Source organism: Suttonella sp., assembly GCF_056855035.1.
The window spans coordinates 1-10,364 of the sequence record NZ_JBXGGR010000006.1 but is presented as its reverse complement, the minus strand read 5'-3'; the positions used below and the strand labels follow the sequence as shown (position 1 = coordinate 10,364).

General features: G+C 51.4%; 10 protein-coding genes and 1 pseudogene. 8 read left to right on the top strand and 3 right to left on the bottom strand.

Annotated features, from left to right (window positions below; translation table 11 throughout):
- Window positions 1-247 (top strand): transposase family protein (locus ACJHVI_RS00745; RefSeq protein WP_483182672.1); only part of this gene is annotated, 247 nt, incomplete at its 5' end.
- 264 nt (window positions 248-511) lie between these two features.
- Here the strand turns inward: ACJHVI_RS00745 and ACJHVI_RS00740 are convergent.
- Window positions 512-1,009, bottom strand: a complete 498-nt coding sequence (locus ACJHVI_RS00740) for a neutral zinc metallopeptidase (RefSeq protein ID WP_483182671.1) — start codon at window positions 1,007-1,009, stop codon at window positions 512-514.
- Window positions 1,006-1,374: a neutral zinc metallopeptidase gene (locus tag ACJHVI_RS00735; protein ID WP_483182670.1), complete on the bottom strand. Its 369-nt coding sequence runs from the start codon at window positions 1,372-1,374 to the stop codon at window positions 1,006-1,008. Before ACJHVI_RS00735 ends, ACJHVI_RS00740 begins: the two co-directional genes overlap by 4 nt.
- 407 nt (window positions 1,375-1,781) lie before the next feature.
- On the opposite strand from ACJHVI_RS00735, the gene ACJHVI_RS00730 reads away from it, so the two are divergent.
- The 7 genes and pseudogenes from ACJHVI_RS00730 to ACJHVI_RS00700 all read left to right on the top strand — a co-directional run bounded on the left by ACJHVI_RS00730 (window position 1,782) and on the right by ACJHVI_RS00700 (window position 10,050).
- Entirely contained in the window at window positions 1,782-3,995 is a 2,214-nt protein-coding gene (locus ACJHVI_RS00730; protein WP_483182669.1) for a TonB-dependent hemoglobin/transferrin/lactoferrin family receptor, read from the top strand.
- 445 nt (window positions 3,996-4,440) lie between these two features.
- Window positions 4,441-5,310 carry a heme/hemin ABC transporter substrate-binding protein gene (locus ACJHVI_RS00725; protein ID WP_483182668.1) on the top strand — a complete coding sequence of 290 codons (870 nt, stop codon included), beginning with the start codon at window positions 4,441-4,443 and terminating at the stop codon, window positions 5,308-5,310.
- An 11-nt stretch (window positions 5,311-5,321) separates the two neighbouring features.
- Window positions 5,322-6,143: a HugZ family pyridoxamine 5'-phosphate oxidase gene (locus ACJHVI_RS00720; protein WP_483182667.1), complete on the top strand. Its 822-nt coding sequence runs from the start codon at window positions 5,322-5,324 to the stop codon at window positions 6,141-6,143.
- Between the two features lie 45 nt (window positions 6,144-6,188).
- Entirely contained in the window at window positions 6,189-6,923 is a 735-nt protein-coding gene (locus ACJHVI_RS00715; RefSeq protein ID WP_483182666.1) for a TSUP family transporter, read from the top strand.
- Window positions 6,924-6,932: 9 nt separating this feature from the next.
- The gene (locus tag ACJHVI_RS00710) at window positions 6,933-7,919 is read left to right on the top strand and encodes a FecCD family ABC transporter permease (RefSeq protein WP_483182665.1); all 987 of its coding nucleotides are present in this window, start codon (window positions 6,933-6,935) and stop codon (window positions 7,917-7,919) included.
- Window positions 7,916-8,719 (top strand): ABC transporter ATP-binding protein, encoded by an 804-nt coding sequence (locus ACJHVI_RS00705; protein WP_483182664.1) that lies wholly within the window; start codon window positions 7,916-7,918, stop codon window positions 8,717-8,719. Before ACJHVI_RS00710 ends, ACJHVI_RS00705 begins: the two co-directional genes overlap by 4 nt.
- Before the next feature lie 90 nt (window positions 8,720-8,809).
- A pseudogene (locus ACJHVI_RS00700) lies at window positions 8,810-10,050 on the top strand (AbgT family transporter).
- Window positions 10,051-10,126: 76 nt separating this feature from the next.
- On the opposite strand, the gene ACJHVI_RS00695 reads toward ACJHVI_RS00700, so the two are convergent.
- Window positions 10,127-10,364, bottom strand: a 238-nt coding sequence (locus tag ACJHVI_RS00695; protein WP_483182663.1) for a transposase, incomplete at its 5' end; no start/stop codon positions are given.

Here is a 10,364-nt window from a genome sequence, read left to right as displayed (position 1 = left end):
TTTGGGTATAAATAAGTGGTATAAAACAGCTCGCATTCCGATTAAAGCCAGTAAGAAAAAGCCATTAACTGAACAGGATAAGGCAATTAACCGCGAACTTTCATCATGTAGAATAAAGGTTGAAAACGTACTTGCTAAGATGAAAGTTTTTAAAATTCTTGCTTGTCGTTACCGTAATCATTGTAAACGCTTGGGGCTACGGCTTAATTTGATTGTTGCTATTGTGAATTTGGAGGCGGGATTTTAAGTTTCGCAGGAAGTCTAAAGTAAGATAGGAAAGTTCTTGCCCTCACGTTTTTATATAGTTTCTTCAGATTAAAATGAGACAATAAATATTTTCAACATATTGAAAATATTTCAATATGTTGTTTTAAGGCGTATCATTTTAATCTGAAGAGACTATACACACCGCATTACTTTATTTCAGACTGTTTGAAATAAAATATTTCACATTAAAACATAGCATTAGTTTGTATTTAAACTGTATAGGCAAGGATTTACCTACCCTAGGCTATTGGAAAGTATCGCAACTCTTCATATCGCCGCTTTGCAAACCGCGGGCAAACCACTGCATCCGCTGCTCGGCGCTGCCATGAGTAAAATTCTCGGGATTAATGCTGCGTCCTGCCGATGCCATAATGCGATCATCGCCAATCGCAGAAGCCGCCTGCAAACCATGCTCCAAATCCGCGCGGCTCGCATTGATGCGGTATTTGCTCAAATTCGCTGCCCAAACTCCTGCATAACAATCCGCCTGCAATTCCAGCGCCACCGAAATCGCATTCGCCCGCGCCTTATTACCCGCTTGGCTCATTGCCTTATGCGCCTGCGACAATACGCCGGTCAAATGGGAAATATGATGCCCGAATTCATGTGCAATCACATAAGCAAGGGCAAAATTGCCCACCACCTCGCTATTCCTGCTCGCGCCCATGCGCCGCATGTCTTGAATGAAATTCAAGTCAATATAAATCCCCTGATCCGCCGGACAATAAAAAGGCCCCGTCATGCTGCTTGCCGTGCCGCAAGCGCTTTGCGTCTGATTGCTGAATAAGACCACAAAGTCGGCGCGCAAAAATTCAAGCCGTAGCGCTTAAACTGCTGCTGCCAATGATCTTGATTTGCCCTCAGCACCACACGCACAAATTCCGCCTGCTCTTGGCTTTTGGCATCTGCGGGCGCTGCCTGCTGCTGATACTGCTGAGTGCCGCCCGTGCCCTGCACAAAGCCGAGCCTCGTGTTCAAATCCACCCCGAAAAACAAACCGATTAAGACAATCACAATACCGCCCAAGCCAATGCCGCCTGCTTTCATGCCCGCGCCGCGTCGGTCTTGCACATTACTGCTACGTCTGCCGCCTTTCCAATCCATCATCAATCCTTATTGCGTTTGAAAACCGCCAGTCTAGCAGAAGCCTTTTTTAGGCGCTTAAGATTTTGAAGAAGAATAAAAAAGCTCAGATAAAAGAAACATCAGAGCATCAATAAATTTAGCATCACAGAAAAATTTTTTAGTCATTTTTTGATAAGACCTTCTCAGCAAATAAGATAAAATTATTTATTTTTTTAATAGATTACATACAAAAAACACCTGGCTTAATTTCGTTGTAGAAGCACTCTTAAGTGCAAAAATATGGTTTGGTATTTCCATGCCTTAACGGTGTATATAGATGATTGATTGCTCTAAGTCTATATCGCATAAGATAAAAATAATAAGATTGAATTTCATTAGACTTTTGTTTTAAAATCCGTTCCTCATTTCCAAACCATTAAAGGATTGCCATGTTTCGCCCTTCTTTATTGACCGCCGCTGTGTGCGCAGCACTCTATACACCTGCTTTTGCTCAACAAGTCGATACTGCCGCTACTGCCATCGAGCTGAATCCGATTACCGTCAGTTCTTCGCGGGAAAACTCGCCTCTGAACAAATTGGCCAATAATATTACGGTGCTCAACGACAAAACGCTGGCGAATCATCTGGCATTAAGCGTGGAAGATGCTTTGGAAAGCGTACCGGGGGTATCTTTTGACGGACAGGGGCGCTACGGTTTAAGCGATGTGACGATTCGCGGCGTGAGCGGCAACCGCGTCAAACTCTTGGTTGACGGTCAGGAAATCGCCAATTATTTCAGCTTCGGGCCTTTCCAAACCGCCGGTCGCCAATATTTGGATTTGAATAATATGAAGCAGGTGGAAATCATCAAAGGTCCGGCTTCTTCTTTGCACGGTTCTGATGCCGTGGGCGGCGTAGTAAGTTTTGTAAGCAAAACTCCGGATGATTATCTGCAAGCGGACAAACATTTCGGCGGCAGCATCGGGGCAAGCTATCACGGCGACAGCAATACTTTCGCCCAAGAAGCAACCTTGGCTTTTGCCTTATCGCCGCAATGGGACGGCTTGGTGAGTCTAGGTTTTTCGCAAGGACATGAACGCGAGAATCATCATGGCAATGATGCCATCGGCGCCAGCCGCAGCAGCCCGAATCCTGAAGACAATAAAAGCCGCAATATTCAGGGGCAATTGCGCTTTAAACCTAATGAAAACCATACCTTAAGCCTCAAAGTCTCGGATTACCGCTTTGAGCATGACAGTAATCTCCTGAAAGATACGGGCAATCCTGTCAATATGGCGACGCTTAATCCGTATAACTACAACAGCAATCGCGCAGAAGACGAACAAAAACGCCAATCGCTGGCTTTGCGCCATGATTTTACGATTCATCAGGCATGGGCGGATAGCGGACATTGGCAGATTTTCGCCCAAAAACAAGCATCACAGCAAAACAGTATTATGAACGGCAGAAATGCACGCAATATTTTAGGCGACCGTTTCCGTCAATCCGATTATGAAGTCAAAGAAATCGGCGGCGAACTGCAATTGCATAAACATATTGCAGGCAATGTCGCCCAAGATTGGGTGTACGGCATGAATATCAATCGGAAAGACGTTTCGATGCTGCGTTACGGCTACGACAAATTCGGCGCAACAAATACCATTACGCATGATAAAAACGCGCCTGACAGCGAGATTAGCCAAATCGGCGTCTTTGCCCAAAACCGCCTGAGTTTCGGCGACAGCGGCTTTTCTTTAATCCCCGGCATCCGCTACGACTATTACCGCCTCAAAACCAAGCCCGATGCGATTTTCTGGAATAGCGCGGGCAGCGATTTCCAGCTGAAAGAATTTAGCGAAGGAGAATTTTCCTTCCGCTTAGGTGCTTTATACGATATTAACGAGCAACACAGCCTTTATGCTAACTATGCCGAGGGCTTTCGCGTGCCCAGTTTCAAAGAAACCAATCTTGGCTTTGAAAACAGAGCCAGAGGCTATTCCTACGTTGCCAATCCTTCTTTACAACCTGAAAAAAGCCGCGGTATCGAGCTGGGCTGGCGCAGCGACAACGGCATTTTCCATCATGATTTAAGCCTGTTTTACAACCGCTATAAAAACTTCATCAAAACCGAGCATTCCATCGGCAGAAATCCTGCAACCGGCTTGGGCGAATTTACCAGCATCAATCTGCCCAGCACGGAAATTTACGGTGCCGAGCTTGCCGCGGGGCTGGATTTCGGCGCCATCAACGAAGCTTTAAACGGACTGTCCGCCCAATTGGCGCTGGCTTATGCCAAAGGCAAAGACCGTCAAAGCGGCGAAGCGCTGGCGAATATCGAACCACTTTCCGGTTATCTCGGTCTGCAATACGATGCACCTAGCAACATCTGGGGCGTAACAGGTAAATGGCATTTCGCCAGCGCGAAAAAAAGCAAAGATTTGCCAAGCAGCGGCTATCTGCCCACAGGCGGCTATGGCGTCTTTGACCTCACAGGCTACTACCGCCCGATTCCGGACCTGACTGTCCGCGCCGGCGTCTTCAATGCCTTTGACAAAGCCTACATTCCTTGGAGCGATGCCAAAACCTTGAGCAACAGCCTCGATCAGCAAATTTACTCCGCCCCCGGTCGCTGGTTCGGCGCATCGATTCGCTATGATTTCTAAAGAAAACCATTATTATCTGAACCCAATGGCAAAAAGTTTCGGCTTTTTGCCATGATTTATCATAAACAACTTAGAAATAATCTCATTTTGACGTTAAGAGACTATACATCTCCAATTAGCAAAGAAACAAGCAAGAACAAATAAACGAAATGATTTCACGAAGAACCCCACATCCCCTTTGCGGCGCTGAGACAATGCAAAATTTTTCGGGAATCAGCATGCCATGTTTGAGCATAGCGAGTCTGGCACGCGCCGAAAAATTCAAATTGGCGAAGGCAGTTTGCAGAGCAAATCGCCGCAACGGGGTTGCTTTTTTTTGGTTACTTTTTTTGGTAAGGCAAAAAAAGTAACGCCCAGCGCAGCGTCAAAAATTTACAAAGAAAGAAGCTAAGCTTAATGAAATGATGGGATTTTTAAGTTACTTAATTATATTTTGGAGAATCTCATGAGAACCTTAATATTTCCCTTATTGGCGGCAGCCGTTTTTGCCGCCCAAGCCGAGGCGCCGCAGCGCGTCGTCTCCACCGCCGGCAATGCTTCGGAAGTGGTCGCCTTATTGGGCAAAGCCGATGTATTGCTCGGCGTGGATACCACTTCCATGCGTCCGCGCGATGTCATGGAAGACAAGCCCAAAATCGGCTATCGCCGCCAATTATCCGCCGAGGGCATCTTATCTTTGCAACCGGATTTAATTCTGATGGCGCCCGATGCCGGTCCACCGGCGGTAGCCGAGCAAATCAAAGCCAGCGGCGTGCCCCTCTTAGCCCTGAAAGACGAGCAAAGCCTTGAAGGGATTCGCACAGATATTGCCCTGATTGCCGAAGCCTTAGACGCCCAAGCCGCCGGCGAAAAATTGATTGCCGAGATTCTTGCCGATGAAACAGCGCTTGCCGCCATTGCCGCACAATATGCGGGAAACAGCGCATTGGTGCTTATCGACACCGGCACGCAAGGCGTATTCGGGCAAGGTCGCAACAGCGCAGGCGCGCATCTTTTAGAGATTTTGCAGCTGGAAAACCGCTTTGATGCTGAGGGCAACAAACCTTTGGCAAACGAAGCATTAGCCGCCTCCGATGCCGATGTGATTTTCCTTGCCAGCCGCGAAGGGGCGCGCAAATCCATCACGATTGAGCCGCTTGCCGCCGAGCATCCGCAATATGCCCTACTCAGCAACACGGCGGCAGGGCGCAAAGGCTGCGTATTTTCGGTCAATATCTTAGAGGCGCTGGGCTTTAGCGCTTATACTGCCCGCTATGCCGCCGCGATGTTGAAAACCGCTGCGCCCTGTTTACGCACCACCGATGCCACACATTAAAGGATAATCCTATGAACGATCGTTTTTTTACCCATAGCCCGCAGGCGCAAGCCAAAACCGCGCAAGACATCAAACGCGCGCCCGAAGACCGCTACACCACGCTTAAAGCCATGCAGGATTTGCGCAATATCTGGTTTTCGCAATTTGCCGGCACCCTTTCCACCATTTACCGCGACGAACTGCCGCTGGCGGGCTATCCTGCCGCCTCAGTCGTGCCTTATGTTTTAGACGATGCCTACCGCCCTGTGGTACTCATCGGGCATATCGCCGAGCATACGCAAAACGCCCTGCACAATCCCAAAGCCTGTCTGTTTATGCGCGAACATCGTCCGCACGGCGACGTGCAAACCCAGTGGCGTTTAAGCGCCATCGGCGATTTGCTGCCCGTGCCTGAAGCGGAAATCCCCGCCATTAGCGCGCGCTATTTCGCCCACTATCCGCAGGCGCAGGATTACGAAGCCACGCACCATTTCAGCTTCTTCCGTCTGCACAGCAAAAAATTCCGCATCATCATGGGATTCGGCGACATCCGCTGGGTCAGCGCCGACGCACCTTTTACTCATCAAGCCCTGGCGCTCGACATTTGCGAACGCATCATCACGCATATGAACGAAGACCATCACGATGCCATGCGCGGCTATCTCCGCCATCTGCCTGATGCGCCGCAAAATATTCCCGACGATGCGCAGGTGCTGATGACGGCGGTCAATCCTTACGGCTGCACCCTCAAATACGTCGACGGACTGTATTTCCAGCCCTTTGAGCAGCCTGCCGCCGATGCCAATGCCGTGCGCGATGCGCTGGTTGCCTTGGCACAAGCGCAACGCGGCTAAGCCGAAAAGCAAAATCATGCGGTATTTGCCGCATGATGTTTCGCCATGCCGCCGCTTATCCTCGCCAGCGTTTTTGCCCTTGCCGCCTTTTTGCACGGCGCGGCGGGCATCGGTTTTCCCCTCGTTTTGACCGCCATACTCAGCCTGTCCCTCAGTATGAAAGAGACGGTGGTACTCAGCGCCCTGCCGATTCTGCTCGTCAATCTCATCAGCATGTTCAGCGGCGGCGCGCTGCTCCCCATAGTGCGCTGCTATGCGCCGCTGGCAGCGGCAGCCACGCTGGGCAGTTTCGCCGGCGTCAAATTACTGCTGATTTTGCCTTCCGCATGGCTGCAATGCCTGCTCTCGCTGCTGATTGCGATCTACATCCTCTGCGCGCGGCGCAACATCGTCTTGGCAATGCCGAATACGCTGTCATTTACCCTTGCCTACGGCTTGTTTGCCGGCATCATCGGCGGCGCGACCAATGCCATGTCCTCGGTATTGATGATGTATCTGCTCGCCGTCAGTCAGGATAAAAACAAAATCGCGCAGGCGGCAAATCTCTGTTTCGGACTGGCGAAAATCGTGCAAATCGCCCTCTTATGGCACGAGATTATCGCGCTGCCGCATATCGCCGCGACCCTGCTTCTGCCCACCCTCGCCGCCATTGCCGCCCTGCTCTGCGGCATCCGCCTGCGCAAACGCATGCCCTTTGCCCTGTTCCGCCGCTTAAGCCTAGGCATACTTGCCCTTCTCGCCCTGATGATGTTCGGCAAAAGCCTAGCGCATTTACTATGAGAAAACGCCGTGAAATTCCTCTTTAGCCTGCTTGCTTTATTATTGATCAGCCTTGTGATTTGCGCCCATATCGGCGCCAGCCGACTGCCGCTTGAGGCATGGTGGTGCAGCGAGGCTTCCTGCCAAAGCGCCGCCTATATCCTCTGGCAAATCCGCCTGCCGCGACTCTTGGCGGCCGTCTTCATCGGCGCCGCCCTAGCCATTAGCGGCGCGACCATGCAGGGACTGTTCCGCAATCCCTTAGTCGAGCCCGGCATTATCGGCGTCTCCTCCGGCGCAGGACTGGCGGCAGCATTGTATTTGGTCATCCTTCAACCATTAATATCCAAATCCCTGATGCTGTACGCCTTGCCGATCGCCGCTTTTGTCGGCGGCTGGGCGGTGACCTTTCTGCTCTATCAATTCTCGCGCCGCCAAGGACAATTGCATATCGCCATCATGCTGCTCATCGGCATCGCCATTGCCGCCTTCACGGGCGCCATGACCGGCATTTTGGTCTATATCGCCGACGACAACCAATTGCGCAGCTTCACATTTTGGAGCATGGGCTCGCTGGCGGGCATTAACTGGTCGATGGTCGCGCTGCTCGCTGCCGCCCTCGCCTTTTCCGCGCCCCTGATTTGGCGCGAACACCGCGCACTTAACGCTTTCACGCTCGGCGAAGCCGATGCCGAACACATCGGCTTTGCCGTCAAACATATCAAACGCCGCCTCGTCTTCCATGTCGCCCTGCTGACCGCCTGCAGCGTCGCCTGCGTCGGCGCAATCGGCTTTATCGGCTTAGTCGTTCCGCATCTGATGCGCCTTGCCGGCGGCGGCAATCATCGCTACCTGCTGCCGAGCAGCCTGCTGGGCGGCGCTATCTTATTAGTGATTGCCGACACCCTCGCCCGCAGCCTCGCCGCGCCTGCGGAAATTCCGGTCGGCATCTTCACCGCCTTATTCGGCGCGCCCTTCCTCGCGCTCATGGTCTGGAAAAGCGGAAAACGCCTATGAACACTATCCTGACACTTCACCATCTCCGCATCACACAGGGCAAACGCGAAGTGCTCTGCGTGCCGCAGCTACATATTGCACAAGGACAATTAACCGCCATCATCGGGCCGAACGGTGCCGGCAAAAGCACCCTGCTCAATGCCCTAAGCGGCAACCACAGCCACAGCGCCGCGCAGATTTTTCATCAAGAACACAGCCTCGCCCAATTCGGCGGACTGGCGCTGGCGCAAAAACGCGCCATGCTCAGCCAACACAGCAGCATCGCCTTTCCGCTCTCGGTTGCTGAACTGGTGCGCTTAGGACGCGAACCCTACCGCACACAGGCGGCGCAGCAACAAGACCAAGCCGTCTGCGACTGGGCAATGAACGCCATGTCGCTCAATACATTGCGAGACCGCAGCAGCGCCGAACTCTCAGGCGGCGAACAGCACCGCGCCCATATTGCGCGCGTCCTCGCACAACTGCTGCCCACCCTCGATGCCGATTTAAGCGACAAATGGCTGCTTTTGGACGAACCCACCAACCATCTCGACATTCATCATCAATATCAACTTTTTGCCCTCTTGCAGCAACTGAAAACACGCGGCTTGAGCATCATCGCCATTCTGCACGACCCCGCTTTGGCGATAAACCAAGCCGACCGCATTGTGATGCTCAAAGAAGGACAAATCTTCGGCGAATGCCCTGCCGACGAACTGGCGCGCAGCCAAGCGCTGGATGCGCTTTACGGCATGCAGATGCGCTGCCGCTACTGCGACAGCACGCAGCAATACTATCTCGCCCCGCAATTATCCGCATAAACAGAAACAAAACAGAGCACTAGAAAAACATTAAAAAATTCTATCCATTTTGTTATAGTTTTCCGCCACCACTTTTCAGGAGGAAAACAAATGGAACAGAAACCTCAGCGCGATTGGCTGCAAAAAATCGAATATATCGGCAACAAACTACCCGATATTACGATCCTCTTTGTCTATGCTCTCGCTATTTGCTGGCTCTTATCATGGGCCTTGTCCTATATTGATTTCGACTACATCAATCCGTCAATCAAGAAAAACTCGTCGTTAAAAGCCTTTTCCAACCGGTGGAAATCGTGAATTTCCTGACCGTGCTGACCAAAAACTTCATCAACTTCCCGCCACTGGGCATTACGATTGTCGCCACCTTGGGCATCGGTCTTGCCGAAGCCAGCGGCTTTGTGAACGTCGGCTTGAGCCGCGCCTTGGCGGTCATTCCGAAAAAAGCGGTTACGCCGGCGATTATCACCGTATCGGTTGCCGCGCATATCGTCTCCGATTCCGCCTATGTGATTCTGATGCCGGTCGCCGCTTTGGTCTTCTACAGCGTCGGCAAACATCCGCTTTCGGGCATCGCCGCTTCCTTCGCCGGTTTGGCAGGCGGCTTTTCCGCCAGCTTTACGCCCTCGATTATCGACCCCATCATGCAGAGCTTCACGCAAAACGCCGCACGTATCATCGAGCCCAGCTATGAAGTCAATGTACTGTGCAACTACTTCTTGAGCTTCGCCAGCACCTTCTTCGTCATCGGCGTCTGCTGGTGGATTACCGAAAAAATCATCGACCCGCGCCTGAAACGCAGCATGCCGCTGGACAATGACATCGACCCGCACAATACCCAAATCACGCCGCCGAGCGCGCAAGACATCAAAGCCTTCCGCTGCGCCTCGCTGACCCTCGGCATCATGCTGCTCGGCTTATTCTTCGCCGCCCTGCCGGAAAAATCGCTGCTGCGCGCCCCCGACGGTTCTTTGACCAGCCCGAAAGCGCCTATCATGCAAATGATTGTGCCGCTGCTGCTGATTTTATTCGCCGTCCCCTCATTGGTACATGGCATCATCGCCGGCACCTTCGCCGATAAGCGTAGCATCACCAAATCCATGGAAAAAATCACTTACAGCCTCGTGCCGTTCATCGTGTTTTCCTTCTTCTGCGCGCAATTTCTCTACTCATTCAACCATTCCGGCATCGGCACCCTCATCGCCTTATCCGGCGCGGAATTTTTAAAATCCCTGCAAATGCCCGCCGGCATTACCATTTTCGGCGTCTTAGTGCTAACCCTGCTGCTGAACATCATCATCACTTCCGCGACCTCGAAATGGGCGATTTTATAGTCGGAGAAGTGGAAAAGTAGTACAAGGCGGCGAGCCGCAGACAGTACAAATAACCTGAGTTCGGGATAAGCTCCCTCTATTTAGCAGCCGCCAAAGCATTCTTCCCAAACATCTGCGGCTTATACGCAAACAAGCAATATGCCGTTAATCCAGAAATCAGATTCGACAAAAATCCCTTCTCTGAACGATGGCGAGTATGTTCAATTTGGCATAGATTCTTTAACTGATCAAAAATCGTTTCAACAACACATCTTTGTTTTAACAACCTTTTTTGTTCAGGACTTTGGGGCGGGGATTTCATATTCTTTTTCTTG